This window comes from Opitutaceae bacterium (assembly GCA_015075305.1).
Lineage (GTDB): Bacteria > Verrucomicrobiota > Verrucomicrobiia > Opitutales > Opitutaceae > UBA6669.
This window is the reverse complement of the sequence record JABTUS010000005.1, coordinates 379,069-397,136: the sequence shown is the minus strand read 5'-3', so window position 1 is coordinate 397,136 and position 18,068 is coordinate 379,069. Positions and strand designations below refer to the sequence as shown.

General features: G+C 60.2%; 13 protein-coding genes and 1 tRNA gene. 7 read left to right on the top strand and 7 right to left on the bottom strand.

The genetic code is table 11. The annotated features are described in order from the left end of the window. Positions 1-14: 14 nt before the first annotated feature. The 6 genes from HS122_12225 to HS122_12200 all read right to left on the bottom strand — a co-directional run bounded on the left by HS122_12225 (position 15) and on the right by HS122_12200 (position 10,153). On the bottom strand, positions 15-3,890 hold the full coding sequence (locus HS122_12225; GenBank protein MBE7539166.1) for an Eco57I restriction-modification methylase domain-containing protein: 3,876 nt from the start codon (positions 3,888-3,890) through the stop codon (positions 15-17). Between the two features lie 62 nt (positions 3,891-3,952). Next, positions 3,953-5,245 (bottom strand): DUF1016 family protein, encoded by a 1,293-nt coding sequence (locus HS122_12220; GenBank protein MBE7539165.1) that lies wholly within the window; start codon positions 5,243-5,245, stop codon positions 3,953-3,955. 5 nt (positions 5,246-5,250) lie between these two features. Further along, a complete protein-coding gene (locus HS122_12215) occupies positions 5,251-8,616 on the bottom strand; it encodes an ATP-dependent helicase (protein MBE7539164.1) in 3,366 nt (1,121 codons plus the stop codon). Between the two features lie 39 nt (positions 8,617-8,655). After that, a complete protein-coding gene (locus tag HS122_12210) occupies positions 8,656-9,387 on the bottom strand; it encodes a hypothetical protein (protein ID MBE7539163.1) in 732 nt (243 codons plus the stop codon). Continuing rightward, on the bottom strand, positions 9,368-9,769 hold the full coding sequence (locus HS122_12205; GenBank protein ID MBE7539162.1) for a hypothetical protein: 402 nt from the start codon (positions 9,767-9,769) through the stop codon (positions 9,368-9,370). Before HS122_12205 ends, HS122_12210 begins: the two co-directional genes overlap by 20 nt. 102 nt (positions 9,770-9,871) lie before the next feature. Beyond that, positions 9,872-10,153: a hypothetical protein gene (locus HS122_12200; GenBank protein ID MBE7539161.1), complete on the bottom strand. Its 282-nt coding sequence runs from the start codon at positions 10,151-10,153 to the stop codon at positions 9,872-9,874. Positions 10,154-10,755: 602 nt separating this feature from the next. Between HS122_12200 and HS122_12195 the strand changes: the two genes are divergently transcribed. The 3 genes from HS122_12195 to HS122_12185 all read left to right on the top strand — a co-directional run bounded on the left by HS122_12195 (position 10,756) and on the right by HS122_12185 (position 14,502). Continuing rightward, positions 10,756-11,052 carry a hypothetical protein gene (locus HS122_12195; GenBank protein ID MBE7539160.1) on the top strand — a complete coding sequence of 99 codons (297 nt, stop codon included), beginning with the start codon at positions 10,756-10,758 and terminating at the stop codon, positions 11,050-11,052. A gap of 473 nt (positions 11,053-11,525) precedes the next feature. Continuing rightward, positions 11,526-11,795: a hypothetical protein gene (locus tag HS122_12190; protein ID MBE7539159.1), complete on the top strand. Its 270-nt coding sequence runs from the start codon at positions 11,526-11,528 to the stop codon at positions 11,793-11,795. 1,345 nt (positions 11,796-13,140) lie between these two features. Continuing rightward, positions 13,141-14,502 (top strand): IS4 family transposase, encoded by a 1,362-nt coding sequence (locus tag HS122_12185; GenBank protein MBE7539158.1) that lies wholly within the window; start codon positions 13,141-13,143, stop codon positions 14,500-14,502. 269 nt (positions 14,503-14,771) lie between these two features. Here HS122_12185 and HS122_12180 read toward each other — a convergent pair. Continuing rightward, positions 14,772-14,848, bottom strand: a tRNA-Met gene (locus HS122_12180). 282 nt (positions 14,849-15,130) lie between these two features. Here HS122_12180 and rpsB point away from each other — a divergent pair. The 4 genes from rpsB to HS122_12160 all read left to right on the top strand — a co-directional run bounded on the left by rpsB (position 15,131) and on the right by HS122_12160 (position 18,061). Further along, a complete protein-coding gene (rpsB, locus tag HS122_12175) occupies positions 15,131-16,045 on the top strand; it encodes a 30S ribosomal protein S2 (GenBank protein MBE7539157.1) in 915 nt (304 codons plus the stop codon). Between the two features lie 112 nt (positions 16,046-16,157). Continuing rightward, positions 16,158-16,727, top strand: a complete 570-nt coding sequence (gene tsf, locus HS122_12170; protein ID MBE7539156.1) for a translation elongation factor Ts — start codon at positions 16,158-16,160, stop codon at positions 16,725-16,727. A gap of 109 nt (positions 16,728-16,836) precedes the next feature. After that, positions 16,837-17,247 carry a DUF983 domain-containing protein gene (locus HS122_12165; protein MBE7539155.1) on the top strand — a complete coding sequence of 137 codons (411 nt, stop codon included), beginning with the start codon at positions 16,837-16,839 and terminating at the stop codon, positions 17,245-17,247. A gap of 91 nt (positions 17,248-17,338) precedes the next feature. Continuing rightward, complete coding sequence (locus HS122_12160) at positions 17,339-18,061, top strand: Crp/Fnr family transcriptional regulator (GenBank protein MBE7539154.1); 723 nt, start codon at positions 17,339-17,341, stop codon at positions 18,059-18,061. The last annotated feature ends 7 nt before the right edge of the window (positions 18,062-18,068 follow it).

The window sequence follows — 18,068 nt, the reverse complement described above, 5'->3', positions numbered from 1 at the left end:
GCCGGGGCGGGTTTCTAAACCTTGCCCTCCTGCTTGATGACGGCGAGGAGGTCGGGGCTGTCGGCGGTCAGGCGGAGAAGGCGGTTGCGGACGGGGTGGCTGGGGGCGTTGATCGTCTGGTGGAGGTGGGTGAGGAAGTCGCGTTGCTTCACTTCGCTGGCCTCGGGGGCGTAGGCGGCGAGGTGCGGGGCTACGGTGTCGTGGAAGAGCAGGTCGCGCTCGGCCATGTGCTCGCGGAAGTAGCACTCCATCACGCAGGCGTCGATGAGGTCTTCCAGAAATGCACCTGCTGCGTTATGGCCACCGAGCTTAGCAAATTGAACTAACTCAACGAGTGGAGCGAATAGCTGTGCTTGCCCTTCGCTAACCTCAAGCACTGGGATGTCTTTGAAATATTTTTTGCTAAGCTCGTATGTGTTGCCGAGAAGCTCGGGGAAGTTGTCTTTGAAACAGCACCGAAAAATCGAGGAATTAAAAAAAGCTGTGAGGAATTCCAGCGGCTGGCCGTCCCCGGTAATTACGAAAGCCTTCTGGTTGCAGAACCAATGGTTCATCTTATCCAAGTAGAAGGGCATGAATTTCGTCATGTTTGGATACATGATCTTGGGTTGTCTAAACTGCGCCAAGTCCGGTGCAAAAAAGACCTCATACCAAAGGTAGTCGAACGGTTGAGTGTTCCGGCCCGGCCACTTGCCGTCCCTTGCGGAATTCCATCTCGGCGGTTGCGGCTCTAACTCGCGCTTGAACTGCATCAGGTGGCGTTTAATCGCAGGAAAATCGTCCAAGTGATAGGTCTCGCGAAGCTGCTTAAAGGTTCCGATCACATAATGCGCCTTCCAGTCGCTATGATATCGCTTCACGTCTTCGCCGCGCAAAATTGGGTGAAGCATTTTCGCCGACGACGAATCTTCCATAACCAGGTCTTTATATTTATCGGCATCGACAATGAACGCGTCGTTGTGGCTGGTTTTTATTCCGCTGCTAATCTCTAAGTTCCATCGACTGAGTGGTTTGCCAACACGAGCCACCTGTTCCTTTAATTTTGCGCGCTCGTTGGACATAACAACCCACTCACTCGCGGAGAGCTTTAGGGGAACCGCATGCTGGAGAAAATATTCCTTGGGATTCGAAATCGCTTCAGCGGATTCTGTGGCGTAGCAGAGCAAGGCCTCCCCCCCATTGCGCGGAGGCTCTTTACTGATAGATGTGATACATGTGTAAGTTGTCGCTGCGCCGAAGTTCTGCCCCATTCCGAAATCCAGCACTCCTAAAACGCGAACCTTAGTAGCGAAAAGGGAGCGCAGCTTCTTGCCGTAACTGGTGCGCATCCATTTGTTCGAAGTGATATAGATCAAAGTTCCATCGATTCGAAGCAGATCAAGTCCCCGCTCATAGAAAAAACAATAGATGTCGCCGCGCTGTGCAAAGGTTTCAAAACGCTCTTGCCACATTTCCTGAATCGCCGTCCCAGCAAAACGTTCAACAGAAATATATGGCGGATTGCCGAGCACGATGTCGAATCCGGTAGCTAATGAACGGCCAAACATCCAGTGGGGGTCAAAGAAATCCGCGGTGGATTGCGGATCAAAGGCATCCCATTTTGCGACGTGTTCGGCCTTTTTCGGCGCCATAAGACTTTCGGCTAGCAACTTCGCTAGATCCTGGCGGAGAGATTTGATTTTCCGCTGTAAGTTGAGCTTATGGTCGCGGCGCTGGATTGAGAAATGGCCGTGGTAGAGCGTTTCGATCTCCTTTTCGATCTGCCCGATGCGGGGATCGACGAGCAAGGATTGAGTCATTTCCGGCAGGCCGATGAGAGTGTCGGCGGCGACGAATTTGGTTTCCAGATTGGGCAGCGGGCGGATGCCGTGGTTTTCCTTCTTGTTCCGGTTGGTCTTCTGGTCGCAGACGAGGGAGATGAAGAAACGGAGCTTGGTGATCTGGATGGCAATGGGCTGGATATCCACGCCGTAGAGGCAGTTTTCGATGAGGTAGAGCTTGCGGCCGTAGTCGTCGTTGTTGTCGGCGAAGGCGCGTTCGAGTTCCTCGCGCATGGGAGCGGAGTCAAGCTTGGCGAGCTGGGTCTGCTTCCAGCGCTCGTTGTCGGGGTCGAGCTTGCCGAGAATATAGACGAGCTTGTGGAGCACGCCCATGGGGAAGGCGCCGGAGCCGCAGGCGGGATCGAGGATTTTCAGGGCATCGATGGCGGCGATGAGCGTGGCGACTTCGGCAGGGGTGAAGGCGTGGGCTTTCTCGGTGTAGGCGAAGAGGAGGTCGAGGCCGGCGCGGGCGTCGGGTTCCTTCATGCGGGCCTTTTCCGCGAGGGCGCGGGTGAGGTGGGCCTTGAGCGACTCGTCCACCATGTAGTCCACGATGGGGCGCGGGGTGTAGAAGGAGCCGGTTTGCTTGCGGGCGGTGGTCTTGGTTTCCTCGTTGTAGGAGGCGAGGAGGTTTTCGAAAACCTTGCCGAGGAGTTCGGGATCGAGGGCAATTTCCTGGTCGATGGGGGTGTTCTCGACGATGGTGAACTTGTAGCGGTTCAGGATGTGGATGAGGCCTGAAACTTCTTCGTCTTTTCGCTTCGGATCGTTGTAGGCGTCCTTACCGGAAAGATTTTCTTGATGCTTATGAGCGAAGAAGAGGCGGTCGGCAACCTGGGGACGAACACCTTTTGTGGTGAATCCATCCAGTCGCAGCATCCGGTTCTTATCGGATGGATCTTCGCGGTCTAGACACTCAAATAGTCCACCGTTTAGAAATGGGATGTCCTCGAACAGTGCTGGGGCCAGATCAGAAGTCTGAAAGAGCTCGGGGTAGCGAAAGAGATTGGTGATGCCATGCTCTCGATTCTTTCCCTGATAATCTCCCGGAGTAATATAGCGGCGGTATGACTTCCCGTTGTTGTCCCTGCCCATGCGCTGGTTGAGCGTGGCGAAGAAGAGGTTTTGCAGGATGGCCTGGTAGTAGGTGGAGCTGGTCTTACTCTCAGAGTCGAAACCCTTGAGTAGTTTGGCAAGGTCGGTGGGGTGGAAAAGTTTCTCGGGGATAAGGCCCTTTTCCTTGAGGAACCAGCAGAAGATGAGGCGTGTGAGCAGGCGGATGAGGCCGGTGGCGCGGCGTTTCTCGTCGTCGGGCTCGAGGTCGGCGGGGAACTCGACCTGCGGGAGGGTCCAGAAATACCAGTTGGCCAGCTCACGGTAGAAGCGCTCGTTGAGCAGCTCGACGTTGAAGATCTGCTCCCATGCGGCGTGCAGGGTGTCGAAGTCGGTGATGGGCTTCTTCTGCGGGTGGACCAGATTCGGCAGCGCGAGCGAGGAGAGGATGTCGAGGTGGCCGCGATGGGGACTGGCGACCGAGATGTCGCGAATGATAGTGGCCTTTTCGAGGACGTCCTTGGCCGCATCCAGCTTATGGCGGCGGCGGTTGATGACGGCGATGGAGAGGACGGGCTGCCGGCCGGCGAGGTGCTTGATGAGCACCATGACCGGCATTGGGAAGATGCGGTTGAGCTGGCGGACGAGGCCGGTGAGCTTGCCGCGGGCGTAGTCGCCGCCCTTCAGCTCAAGGGCGAAGAAGACGTAGGATTGGAAGAGGCCCGGCTGGACGGTGGTGTCCTTGAAGAGCGGGTTTTGCCGGGAGAGCTCCTGATCGGTGAGCTGAAAGAGAAGGTGGATGGATTTCCACTCGGCTTTCAGCGCCGAGGGATGATCGAGGCGGCCGGCGGGGTCGAACTGGCGGCAGAAGGCGTCCACCGAGCCGATGGGCAGGCTGCGGTCGGAGGCGTAACCCAGGGTCCGAAGCAGGTCGCGGGCGGCGGAGGGGAGCGGAGCGGTATCGAAGGCGCCGAGGGCGGTCCCGATCTGTTTCAGGAGTTCGGGGTTGGAGGGCATGCCGGAGGTGAAGATGAAAGGGAAGTGAAGAGGGCGAAGCTGTGGCGCGAAGTGGGTATCGACTAGCGGGTAGATCCTCGGGCCGGCCGGCGGGATTCCAACTGTGCGCGGGTCTTCTGCAACTCCGCAGCAAGGGTCTTCTCGTCTGGCAGCGCCAGCAGGTATTCGCGGACGAGAAGTTTGTTGGGCAGGGCTGCGGTGGCGTAGCGCACCAAGGCCTCGCCCTGGCCGGAGCAGAGGATGATGCCCACCGGAGGATTTTCGCCAGACTGTACCCAGTGCTCGCGGGCGTAGTTGAGGTAGAGGTTCATCTGCCCGGCGTCGGCGTGGGTGAAACGCCCGAGTTTCAAATCAAAGATGACCAGGCAGCGCAGGCGGCGGTGGAAGAAGAGCAGGTCCACGCGATACCACTCGTCGTCGATGCGCAGCCTGCGCTGGCGGCCGACGAAGGCGAAGTCGTTGCCCAGCTCCAAAAGGAAGGACTCCAGGTGCCGGACGAGCGCATCCTCCAGGTTGGTCTCGGAATATTCGTCGCGCAGGCCGAGGAATTCCAGGACCAGCGGGTGGCGGACCTCCTCGTCGACGCTGACGACGTCGGCCGGCTGCGGGCGGGCGCCCTTCCTCAGCACGGCGGCCTTGCCCTTGGAAAGCGCGACGCGCTCGTAGAACAGCGAGGCCATCTGCCGGTCGAGCTGGCGGACGGACCAGCCGCCGCGCAGGGCCTCGGCGTGGTAGAATGCGAAGGCCTCGGGCGAGCGGCTCCGCCCGATCAGCAGAACATAGTGGGACCAAGGGAGGGGGAAGGCGCGGGCGAGATCGGCCAGGGCGATGGGCGTGACCAGCGATTTTCCAGACACGGTCTGGGAAATTGGTGCCGGTGCCTTCTGGGTTTGAGTCGGGTTCGATTCGTTCGACACCATCGAGGCAATCTCGATGGCAGCGGGCAATTCCATCGACAGTGTCGATAAATTCTTCCGGCCGGGCGGTGTATTGAGGAGACCGAGGACTGGGGACGCGGCCGATTTTATCGACACTGTCGATAAAATCCGGGCCGGCGGGTAAGCGAGGTAGAGCTGTTTGAACTTGTTGAGATTGGGCGCCGAAAACCCCCGGCCGAACCGGGCCGTCAAATCCCCGGCCAGCCGCTTGAGCAATTCCTCGCCGTAGCCCGCCCGTTTCGCGCCGCCCTGCTCGAACTCGACGATCCGCCGGCCGATTTCCCAGTAGGTGGCCGTCATGAGGGCGTTGACCGAGCGCGCGCTGGCTCGGCGGACGGTTTCGAGCAGTTCGCCGATGCCGCCGACCAGGCCGGGGTAAAGGGCGGCGGGCGGGGCGGGTTTCTTGCGCGGGGTCATGGCGCTCAGGGTTTGCCGGCAGGCGAAAGCAGCACCAGCCAGGTGACCAGCTCGAAGGTCGCCTCGTCCTCCTGGGGCTGATCTGCGGCGAGAGGCAGGACGAAGTCGCGACGACCTTGAAGGCCGGAGGCGAGCTTTTGCTGGAAGGTGGCGGTGATAGACCGGACGGCGGAGGCAATGAGACGCGATTGGTTGCTCATGTTGGAGCCGTTGTCGGTCTCCCGATCGAAGAGTCGGCAGAGTTCGCCATAGGGCTCGTCGTGACCGAGGGCGAGACTGCGGAAAAGATTCAGCACCGTCTTCGCCTGAGTGAACGCGAGGCGCACTTCGCCGGAGTCATGCACGTAAACGAGGTAGTGCGGCGCGAGGGGGTTGATGCGTTCGCCTTGCGGAGTGGCGGCCTGATCTTTCTGACGGAGGCAGTAAATGATGCCGGGCTTAGCGAGGGGAATGTCCGCTGCGGGGGGAACCACGGCGTAGAGGCCAAGCGGGGCGCGTTCGAGTTCGGCGCGGTGTGCCTGGAGAAAGTTGATCAAGTCCTGCCGGAATTCATCGAGGGAGAAGTCGGCGAGGGAGACGGATTCGTCGAGGTCTTCGAGGTCGAGCACCTCGTCTTTGAGGCGCTTGAGCTGACGGTCGCGGAAAAGGAGATCGGCTTTGATGAGGTCCTCGAGCTGAGTCGTATCGAGAAGGTTGTCGGTCTGGGTCGCCGCAAGATCAACGAGAGCCATGCGCGCCTCGACGCGGTGTTTGACGCCGAGGTAGCGGTCGAGGTCGGCGACGGGCCAAAAGTTTACGAGTTGGACGGAGTCGTTGCGCGAGCCGATGCGGTCCATACGACCGAAACGCTGGATGATGCGCACGGGATTCCAGTGAATGTCGTAGTTAACGAGCAGGTCGCAGTCCTGGAGATTTTGGCCCTCACTGATGCAGTCGGTCGCGATGAGGAGGTCGATTTCATCGCATTGATTGGAGAACGTGGCGGCCTGCTCGGAGCGCCGTTTGGCGATTGGTGCGAAGTTGGTGAGGATGTCGTCGAAGTCGGTTCGCCCAAGAGAGGTGGCGTTGCCACCGTCGCCGCAGATGAGGGCGGCGTGGATACCGAGTTCAGTGCGAGCCCATGAACCAAGGTGCTCGTGGAGGTAGCGGGCGGTGTCGGCAAAGGCGGTAAAGACGATGATCTTGCGGTTGGGTTTGCCGTCGCGGTTGACGGTGGGCTGCCGAACCTTCGTAGCGATGAGCTGCCGGAGTTCGGCGAGCTTGCCGTCACGCTTCGCAGTGACGGACTGCGTTTTCTCCAGTAGAAATTGAAGCTGGGTGCGGTCGTTGCGCACGGCTTTGAGCCACTCGGGAAGTTTGAGGTGGCCGAGGTGCAAGCGGCGGCGACCGCCAATGGTGAAGTCCTCACCGTCAAAGTCGGGGTCTTCGAATTGGTCGGGAGTGAGCGAATCGAAGTCGAGGTCGGAATTTTCGTCGAGGTGATGTTCGAACGCGGTGATGCGCTTTTCGAGCGTGTCGATCTTCGCAATGGTGCGTTCGAGGGTGAGGCGAAACGAGTCCACCGAGCTTTCGAGGCGCTTGAGAAAATTCACCTTCATCATGGAGATGAGAATTTTCTCGCGGCCCTCCTGGGTGAACCCGCCAAGGATCTTGCGCTCGTAGGCCGCTTTGGTCTCTGGGGGCAGATCACCGCGCAGAAAACTGGTGGGGTGATAAAGTGCCAGGCGGAGGGCGCTGATCTCCTTGTCGAGTTCTTCGAAGGATAGGAAACCGTCCCTCAGATCGATCGGAGCATGGAGAGCCTGCGGCTGAGGGCGCTTGGGGAAGCCGCCGAGCTTGGCCATCTCCTTGGCGTAGTAACTGGCGATCTGTCGGCGGGAGCGGGCGATGCTAAGGCCGTCGAGCAGTTTGAAAAAGTCGCCGCCGATGGACGCGATGAGTTCGCTGGTCTTGCGTTGACCGGGTGGCCGTTTGGGGTCGGACCAACGCGTGAAGTGAGTCTGTGCGAGGCGCGTCGTTTCCTTAACGGAGGCGATGTCGAGACTTTCGGTGAAGGCGGAATCGGCGTTCGAATCTCGCGCCACATCGCCACCGGCGATGAAAGAGATCTGATTGCGCAGGTCGGCCAACTGGTTGTTCACCGGCGTGGCGGAGAGAAGCAGAACCTTGGTGTGCGCACCGCTGGAAATGATGTCCTCCATGAGGCGTTGATAGCGGGTGCGTTTCTCGGGTTCGCCGGGGCGCTGGGTGGCGAGCTTGTTGTTCCGGAAATTGTGGGACTCATCGATGACGATTAGGTCGTAGGCTCCCCAGTTGAAGTTGGCCAATTCATGGCCGTCTGCCTCGCCGGATTCGCGACCGAGGTCGGTGTGGGAGAGCACGTGGTAGCCGAAGCGATCCTTTGGGAACGGACAAAGAACGTTGCTCGGTCGGTAGATGGTCCAGTTTTGCCGGAGTTTCTTCGGGCAAAGCACGAGGACCTTTTCGTTGCGCAACTCGAAGTATTTGATGACGGCGAGGGCGGTGTAAGTTTTTCCCAAGCCAACGCTGTCGGCTAGGATGCAGCCATTGTAGCGCTTGATCTTATTGATGGCGGAACGGGCACCGTCGCGTTGGAACGAATAGAGCGCTTGCCAGATTTCCGTGTCTGGGAAACGGATTCGACGGAGGTTTTCGTCGATTTCGAGACCTTCGTCGATATAGCGGCGGAAGAGTTCGAAGAGCGTTTTGTAGTAAACAAACTGCGGGGACTGGTCGCGGTAAACTTGGAGAAGAAATTCGAGGACGGCCTGCTTGACATCCTCTACTCGCGAGGAGTCGTCCCAAAGTTCATCGAACCACTGGCGCAAGTCTGCGCGGTCGCGGTTGCCGTCCACGACAAGGTTGAGTTCGACGTTGTTGTTTGCCGCACCTAGACCGAGCCCGCGCGTGGTGAAATTGGAGCTGCCGACAATCGCTGAAGAAACCTCGCCACGTCGGATGTGAGACATCTTGCCGTGGAGAAAGCCGGTGCGAGTAACGGACCTGACTTCGACTTTGTCGCGAATCCATGCGGCGCAGGCCTGGGCGATGTGGCGTTGGCTGAGGCCGGAAGCGAGGGCGAGACCGTCGTCTCGGAGAACGTAGGCGGCACCATTTTTGTGCTCGGGGTCGAGGTTCTTGATGAAAGCGGCTTCACCAAACAGAAGCCTGATTTTGCTGAGATTATCGAGCTGAGTCTTTAGTTTATCGTAGGCAAAAACCGTGAAATAGGCGGTGACTATGTCCAAGTCGGCACCACCACGGAGCTCTGCCCGCAAGAAATCACCTACCGTTCCGCGATTGTGGTTGTCGCGAATACCAGAAGAGATGGAGGGGCTTGAGGGTGGCATATTCGGCGGGGCGATTGATTTGGTATAATTACAATTCAACTACACTTGGCGAGGCAGTCGTTTATCAATAAACGCCTGAAGCTTCGATAGCTTATCGTGGCCGAGGCCGGAGAAGAGCGTGCGAGGCGCGAGCTGTAGTTGTTTAAGCACCGCCTTCGCCTTCGTTGCGGTCACAACGCCAAGCAATCGCTCAAGAAAGCCGATCAATTTACGTTCATCCAAGCGCCCTTCCACTGCTGCTTTTTGAAGCTCCTCAAGGTAGGCGGGGAGCAGTTGGGCTAGGATCACGACATGACGCGCGTCTTGTCGGCCGACCTGGGAGAGGTCGGCGACGTTGGCGATTTTTGCCTGTAAGAGGGCAATCGGACCTGGCAAGCGCACCTGAGTTTCGCCCAGCGCGACGGTATAAACGGGGTCGCACAGCTCCTCGTTACTGACGCCGTGCACGTAGCGAAGCACTTCGATGAGGAGCGGGAGCCCGTGCTGATCTTTGGCAATGACAACGCCGATTTCGTTGGTCGGTGGCTTTACCGGAAAAAACTGCGGCTTGGTTCCTGCGAGTTTGCCAAGTGCTTCCAGCGTGGCGCGGTCGCCAAGCACATCCACGTCTCGCGAGACAAACGGGGCTAGGTCGACCGTGCGCGCCTCATAATACATAGCCCAAAGGTTGACGGCTTGTCCGCCAACCAAGAGCACAGGTTCTGTGGTCGCCAGAAGTGGCGCAAAATCTTCCGGTGGTCGCGGCTCCGCGTCAGACGGCAGCGGCGGCATGGGCTTGATCGAAGTCGATCAATCGGATGGTCCGGCGCGGGGATACGACGGAGTTGCGCTGCTGGATCGCTTGTGGACTCGCCAACGCAAGGTCGAGAAGCACTTGGTCGAACTCGCGCTGCGCGCGTTTGAATCGGGCCACTTGAGCCACGGTTTTGAAGTGAGCAGGCATCCGGGGCGCTTTCTCCCACACCGCTTGGCGCAATCGCTCAAGCTGGGCCGGGTTGCTCACTTTCCTCTTCACCAAGTCACGAGTCGCCTCGCGCAACAACGCCATCACGGTCGTGTTTTCAGAACGCGCGATTTCCGCGAGGGCGGCCAACACCCCTTCGTGCTCGGCAAGACTTTGCCGACGTTTAGATTTGGAAAGCTGATTGGGCATGGCCTAAAGGTTGAAACAACCTTGGGAAACGCCCCGGGAAATGCAAGCCTAACTACCGTTAGATCAGCACCAGAAGGCCATGCACCTCTCGTTCAACCCACATCAATCCCCCATCCGCTGACCGCGTTGCTGGGCTTCGGTGATCTTGTTGGTAACAGTCTGGGTGGCGGAAATGCGCTCCCGTGCCTGCTTGATGAGGGCTTCGGCGGCCTTGGCGTCGCCTGATTCCACGAAGGCTTTCACCTCGTGCTTGGTGCGGATGTGGTCGGCCGGTCCCATTTCTTTGACGCGGAGTTTTTCGGTGATGACCCGGAGCGCGTCGTTTTCCTGCCGGAGGGCGAGCAAGGTTTGGGCGCTGAGTTCTAAGGTTTCTTTCGGGTTCATCGGGTTCGGGTCACGGCTGTCTGAATTAAGATTGATTCTGGCGTTCAAAGACGTTTGAAATAGCGATTAACGATGATTTTGATGTCATCGATTTGATTTCGGGGCCAAGTGATCCGCTATTTCGCGGATGAATACCGGCAAAACCGCTCTGGCCAATTATGCGCGCATCAGCGGAAAGAGTTTTCGCGTTGCTCCTCGCATGATATCAATGCATCGCGACACTCCGGCTTTCCGCTGCGATCACTTTGCCACGATGGTCTTCGCACGCTCACCTATCGCGAGCCTGCGCGACATCGGTCTGTTTGAATGCGCGTCGAGGGTTGCTTTATCATGCCGGAATTCGCGGCACGATGAAACGCTGCAATCTGGCACGCGAACGAGCGTCGCGACTGGCGCCTGTTCGCCAGTGGCAGGGTGTTGATGCGCCGGGCGCGACGGATGCTATGCGAGGCGATCAACGCCGCTCGACTGGACGCCGATCTGTTCGCGTTGGATGCGACGTTGATCGAGCCAGGCCGCTGTTCCGGGCCGCTGGCGGGGCGCAGGCGGCGGTGAGCTCAACGTGTTGCTGGATTGCGGGCCGATCAGCCGCCTTTGCCAGCTTGCACGAGGGCGACCGGCACGAAGTCGCCTCGCTCGACGAGATCCCGGTCTGTCCTGGTGCCTATTACGTGATGGATCGTGGATATCTCGATTTTGCGCGCCTGCACCGGCTGCACGCGATGGGTGCTTTCTTCGTCACCCGCCTCAAGACTGTCAGCGGCGAGAGAGAAGTCATGGTTTTGTGGCGGGTAGGAATCCACGTCTTCTTGGGGCGATTTCTTGCTTGGTGGAGAGCGGGTGGGTTCTTCGAATGGGTGGTTTTTCTTCCTGCTGGATGGGTGGTGGATAGTGAGTGAGGGTGGGATCGTCGAGCGGGGGTGAAGGTGGTGAAACTGGTCGGCGATGCATGCGAAGGGATCGTGCAAGTGCCGCCATTGCGGGGGTTCTTCGTTCGGATGTGCGCAATCGCGCGCGCCAGCAACTGCTGCAAGGTGCCGTGTCGTGGGGCGCGCAAGGCCGATAGTCAGCGTCGATAAGGCTGGTCGTCGGCAGAACGCGGACTACGCGGACCAGATGCGGCGCGAGCGCGGGCGTGGCAGCGGCGCATCCGGGTTGATGGAAGCGGCGGCGCGGGCGGAAAGTTGTCTTGCAAGACCGCCTGGATTCACAACCTGCTGCCGAACAAGCGTATTGCGCCACAAGACGAGGACGTCTTACAGACATCATGGCGAGCAAACCCCTGTGATGGTGGAGCATCGCGCATCTCACCGGTGTCTTACAAGACGACATCACTAATGACGCGCCGGCTGCACTCTGGGGCCGGGCCGTGATGAGCAGGACATCCCGCGGCCCGCCTAATGGGCCGCGGTGCAATCAACCGGGTGCGGCGCGTGCCTCTGGTTGGCTGGATGGACCATCGACTGGTCCGCGGAAGCTACCTGATGAAACGACGGCACCAGCGTGGGCGCTGTACGCTTGTCTCGTCACCGTCGGTGACGAACACGGGCTGAACTACTACGCCGACCGCACCTCCGCGCGCCTGCTTTCCCTGGTGAAGTCGATCGGTGAGCGCGCCGCCAGCTCATCGATGCGGGTGTGATCGCCTACGGGCACGTTGTATCAGGTGCTCGGATTGGAGGTGACGTCGTGATCGGCTACGAACACTACTGCCAGATCAAGGCCGCGGCGGCGTCCGGATGAACATGACGCGATTGCGGCCGCACTCGGGCTGCATTGGCAGACTGTCGGGACGTAGTCAAGCGCGAGTACAGGCGCAGTCGCGGCGCGCAAGACCCACCATCAGCTCGATCCGTACCGCGCGGCGATCGCACGGCTGATCGAGGCGCATCCGCGAGCGCGATGCGGGTTTGGTGCGAGCTCAAGGGCAGGGCTACGGGGCAGCTACTCGATCGTGAAGGGTCATTCGCCGGATACGTCCACCCGCACGGAGGCGTTCCTGACGCTGGTTTGCGCCCGGCCAGTGCGCGGTCGACTGAGACGCTTCGGCGCGGTCGAGGTGGACGGCACCGAGCGCGTGAGATTTCTTTGTGCTGGTGCTCGGTTACGGCCGGTGGCTGCGTCGGTTTACACTGGGTCAGGTCAGGAGTGGTTCCTCAGCCACCAGCGCGCGTTCGAACTGCTCGGTGGCGTGCCGCAGGGTGATGGTCGACAACTGCAAGACGGCCGTTCTTTCGCACGCCCAGGACCGAGCCGGTGTACAACCCGCAATACCTCGATTTTGCCCGGCACCACGGCTTTCGGATCAAGGCCTGCGGGCCGGGTCATCCCAGATCAAAGGGCATCGTCGGGGCGCCGTCGCGTATGTGAAGAAGGTTTTCCTTTCGAGACGCGCGATCACGCGGTTGCCAGACTCAATCCGACCGTGAAGCTGGCTCTTGACGGTGTCAACGTGCGCGAGCACGGTGAGAATCCGCCCGCTCGACCGGCTGGCGGAGGGCGCGTGCACTAGCGCTCAGCCCCAACCTACGCGGTCCAGACACGCACCGTGCGCTTCCGCGCTTCCGCGTCACGATCGACACAACCGCTACTCAGTTCCTCCAAGACATGCGGGGCGCTGCTGACCGCGCAGCTTTCAGCGAACTGGTGCGGCTGTACGCCGGCACAGCCTGGTGTGGGCTGTCCGCCGTTTCGGCGGAGGCTGGACAGCAGAACCCGATCGTAATGCGCGAACTGGGACTGAAATCCGGCGCCAGCGGCAGCTGCTGATTCGATTCCTCGAACTGGCTCCAGCCGGACCGTATCATCGTGCGCTTGTGGGCGGCGCGCGGATGCCGGCCATCACCTTCATCCGTCGTCGAACTGATCCCCCCTACTGGCGCCGAAGCCCTCGCACGCCATCGAGAGCGCCACCAGCTCAGGGCCTACTCGGCGGCTACATCGTAGATCTCCTCCGAACAGCGCACGGCGACTGCCCGAGGCCAGCCTTGCATCTGACCCGCGCTCCCGAGCTCGAACTGGAACTGCCCGCACCGATCGACCCCATGGGCAACGCCGTGACCGGCACAATCAGCTTCGGTATCTCAGGCTCTCCCATGAGCCGTCGTCACGAGGTGACCGCCGACGCCGCAAACAGCGCTGGTCATGCCCAGTTCCTGCGCAGAATCGTCGGGCCGGGCGCACGCATCGCCAATAACGCTCTGGCCCAAGTGCTCGCAGGCATCAGCGGGAAAGAGTTTTCGCGTTGCTCCTCGCGATATCCAATGCGTCGCGACACTCCGGCGCTTTCCGCTTACGATCACTTTGCCACGATGGTCTTCGCACAGCTCACCTATCGCGAGAGCCTGCGCGACATCGAGGTCTGTTTGAATGCGCGTCGAGGGTTGCTTTATCATGCCGGAATTCGCGGCACGGTGAAACGCTGCAATCTGGCTTACGCGAACGAGCATCGCGACTGGCGCCTGTTCGCCGAAGTGGCGGGAGTGTTGATGCGCCGGGCGCGACGGATGTATGCGGGCGATCCAACGCCGCTCGACTTGGACGCCGATCTGTTCGCGTTGGATGCGACGTTGATCGAGCTGAGCCTTGCGCTGTTTCCTTGGGCCCGCTGGCAGGGCACGCAGGCGGCGGTGAAGCTCAACGTGTTGCTGGATTTGCGGGCCGATCTGCCCGCCTTTGCCAGCTTGCACGAGGGCGACCGGCACGAAGTCGCCTCGCTCGACGAGATCCCGGTCTGTCCTGGTGCCTATTACGTGATGGATCGTGGATATCTCGATTTTGCGCGCCTGCACCGGCTGCACGCGATGGGTGCTTTCTTCGTCACCCGCCTCAAGACCAACACCTGCTACTACGTGGCCTCGTCGCGACCGGTCGCACCGACCACCGGCTTGCGTTGCGATCAAACCATCCGACTCAACTCCTCGAAGGGCCGACGCTGCTATCCAGAAGCGTTGAGGCGCATCAGCTATATCGATCCCGAAACCAAATTGCGGCTCATCTTCCTGACCAATCAGTTTGCGCTCGATCCGCTCACTGTGGCGCTCATCTACAAACATCGCTGGAAAATCGAGCTGTTCTTTCGCTGGATCAAACAGCACTTGCGGCTGCGCGGCTTCTTCAGCACCGATCCAAACGGCGTGCGCGTGCAAATCTGGACGGCCCTGTGCGCCCACCTGCTGGTGGCCATCGCCAAACGCGAAAACGCTCTGCCCGGCACCCTACATCAAGTTTTGCAAATTATCTCGATTGCCGCCTTGGAGAAAGTCTCTCTGCCAGAGCTATTTGCAAAATTCGATACAACGAACCATACTATCGATACAAGTATCCAGTTGGAAATCAACGGGTTCTGATCAGACAGCCGTGGGGTTCGGGTATTAGATGTGTGGGGCATCAGTTGGGACGAAGGCTAACCTTCCGGTAGCCGTTCGTGCAATGACGCACGACGGCTGTATGATCAGGGAGGTTTCGGAACTCGTGTGGTTTGATCCGGAACTCCTCCACGCGCTGGTAAGTGTGGGCGGTGTGGTCCTGGTGAACGCACACGGGCAGTTCTTTTTATCCGGAAGCGCGTAACTGTCTCAACAAAAAGGCCCTCCCGAGCAGTGGGAGGGCTTGAAATTGGGTGCAGGGGCTGGATTTGAACCAGCGACCTTCAGGTTATGAGCCTGACGAGCTACCAGGCTGCTCCACCCTGCAACAAATGGGAGGCGAGAACGTGCTGGCGAATGGCGGCTTGTCAATGGCCTTTTGTCACAAATCCCGAATTCCCGCTTGCCAGTGGCGCGCCGAGAGTGTGTTTTCGACCTTTTCCGCCTCTCGGGAGGCGGTAGTCAGCGGTTCCTTACCATCCTCTTCAACCTTCAACCTCGATCGCAAGGCGGCCCTTCTGGCCGGCCTGTGTGTCGCTGTCAGTCGTTCGTTCAACGTCAGTTAGCCAGTTATTCATTCAGATAGATACATAGATCAACTTCCATGAGCATCAGCATCTCGGTCAAAGACCTTCTCGACGCAGGCGTCCACTTCGGACACCAAACCAAGCGCTGGAACCCGCGTTCCAGGCCGTATATTTTCGATCACCGCCAGGGGATCACCATCATCGATCTTGGCAAGACGCACACGGCCCTTGAAAAGGCCTGCGCCTTTCTCGAGGACACCGTCGCCAATGGCGGCAATGTGCTGTTCGTCGGCACCAAGCGCCAGGCCAAGGACATCGTGCGCGAGGCTGCCAATGCGACCAGCATGCCTTTCTGCGTCGACCGCTGGCTGGGCGGCACGCTCACCAATTACGAAACGGTCAAGCGATCGATCGCCAAGTACAAGAAGTTCCAGCAGATGGACACCTCCGGCGAGCTCGGAAAATTCTCCCGCAAGGAGGAGTCCGCCATCCGTCGTGAAATGGCGCGCATGCAGCGCAACTTCGCCGGCATCGTGGACATGGGCGACCTGCCCGCGGCGCTGTTTGTCATCGACGTCAACCACGAGGCCATCGCCGTCGCGGAAGCGAAGCGCTGCGGCATCCCCGCCGTCGCCCTCGTCGACACGAACTCCGATCCAACAACGGTCAAGTATCCGATCCCGGGCAATGACGACGCGGTGAAGTCGATCCGCATCATGATCGATGCGGTCGTCGCCGCCGTGCAGAGCGGTCTGGCCCAGCGCGACTCCCGCCGTCAGGCGCGCGGCGTCGCCGATCTCAAGCAGGCCACCGCCGCTGTCGCCGCCGCCACCGGTGCGACTGCCGCTGTCGCCACCGCTGAAGAAGACCTTTCCGAGGATTCGCAGACGGCCTCGATCGCCGCCGATATGGAGGGTGACGGCGAGGTCGCCGCTGCCGCGCCCAAGAAGAAGTCCGCGGCTCCGCGCAAGAAGATCGCCGCGCCGCGCAGCGAATAGGCGTCGCGCAGCGCGGCATTCCCGATCGTCGCACACCCCTCGTCTGCGAGGGGGGCGGTCAACGCACCATCATTTTTCCCTTTTCAGAATGAGCACTGTCATCTCCGCCCAAATGGTCAATGACCTGCGCGCCCAGACGGGCGCCGGTCTCATGGATTGCAAACGCGCACTCGTCGACGCCAACGGCAACGTCGAGGAGGCCATCACCATCCTCCGCAAGAAGGGCGCCGCCTCGGCCGCCAAGAAGGCGGACCGCACGGCCAAGGAGGGTGTCATCGAGAGCTACATCCATCTTGGCGGCAAGGTGGGCGTCATGATCGAGGTGAACTGCGAGACGGACTTCGTGGCGCGCAACGACGAGTTCCGCGCCTTCGTGAAGGACCTTTGTCTCCACATCGCGGCGGCCAGCCCGCTGTATGTGACGCGCGACCAGGTTCCCGAGGCGGATCTAGCCGCCGAGCGCGACATCGCATCGGCGCAGGTCGCAGGCAAGCCGCCGGCGGCGGTCCAGAAGATCGTCGAGGGCAAGTTGGAGAAGTTCTACGCCAATGTCGTTCTCATGGACCAGCCGTTCGTGAAGCTCCCCGAGAAGTCGGTCAAGGAGCTCATCACCGAGAAGATCGCGAAGACCGGGGAGAACATCCAGATCCGCCGCTTCGTGCGCTATCAGCTCGGCGCCTGAGCGAGTCGCGGCGAGCCGCCCGGCCTGCGTGTCGCGGCGCTTGACGCCGATCAGGACTCTCAAAGACGCCTTTCCTTTTTGGAAAGGCGTCTTTTGCTTTTTCATCAGCATGAGCGTTTCAAGGCTTCAAATCATCCAGCGCGGCCTGAGCCTGCGCTGCCCGAACTGCGGGGAACCGGAGCTCTTCAAGAAGGGGGCGTGGTTCACGCTCAATCGAAGCTGCCCGCACTGCGGGCTCCGGCTCGAGCGCGACGAGGGCGGATTCCTCGGCGCGATGTCGCTCAACTACGGCGTGACGGTCGTCTGCTTCCTGGTGCCGGTGCTGGTATTGTATCTGAATGCGATATTATCCGGCCGCACCGCGTCGATTGTCGCGGGGGTCGGCGCAATCCTTTTCCCCGTTCTCTTTTACCGCCACTCCCGGAGCTTCTGGCTGATGAACTATTATCTCGTGCTGCCGCATCACCTCCCGGCGAACCGGACTGAGCCCGTGCCCGCGGGGCAGGACGAGAACCTGTGAGGGCGAGGCGGTGAGCCGGCGAATCACGCGGCCATGAAATGGCCGGCTCGCCGGCTTGCCATGGTGAACGCTGCGCGTTCCCTTGTTGATCATGGAGCTGCAGTCGACAATGGAAACCCAGGGATCGATGCGCCTCACCGCGATCCGCGCGACGCTTCGCCAGAGCCAGTTGTTCTCCTCTCTGTCTTCCGGTGATCTCGCGGCGGTCGCCGAGGGGTGTTTTGTGCGCAGCCTGCAGCGCGGGGAGATGCTTTTCCGGGAGGGCGAGATGTCGGAGGGATTTTATGTCATGCAGACCGGTGCGGTGAGCATCTACAAGCTCGCGCCGGATCGCCGCGAACAGATCATCTGTGTTTTCCGGCCTCCGGAGAGTTTTGCGGAGGTTACGCTGGCCACGGTGGACACGTATCCGGCCAATGGCATCGCGCTGGAGCCGAGCCAGGTGATAGTAGTGAACAAGGTCAGGTTTCGCGAGCTGATCCGCCGTCAGCCCGACCTGTCGCTGCACATGCTGGGGGCGATCAGCCTGCACCTGAAGCATCTCGTCCAGACGCTGCTGGATTTGAAAGGAAGCCAGATCGAACACCGCCTGGCGGAGTGGCTGATGCGGCAGTCGCCGGCCGTTGCGCTGGGGTGTCCCGTGAGCATTCAATTGAACGTCCCGAAAAGAGTCCTGGCGGGACAGCTCGGCGTGACGAGCGAAACGCTGTCGCGCACCTTCGCGCGATTCCGCCGGGAAGGGCTGATCCAGGTCAAGGGCTCGCAGATCCAGGTCCTCGACGCCCATGGCCTGTCGGCCTACGGCAGGGTGTAGGGGGAAA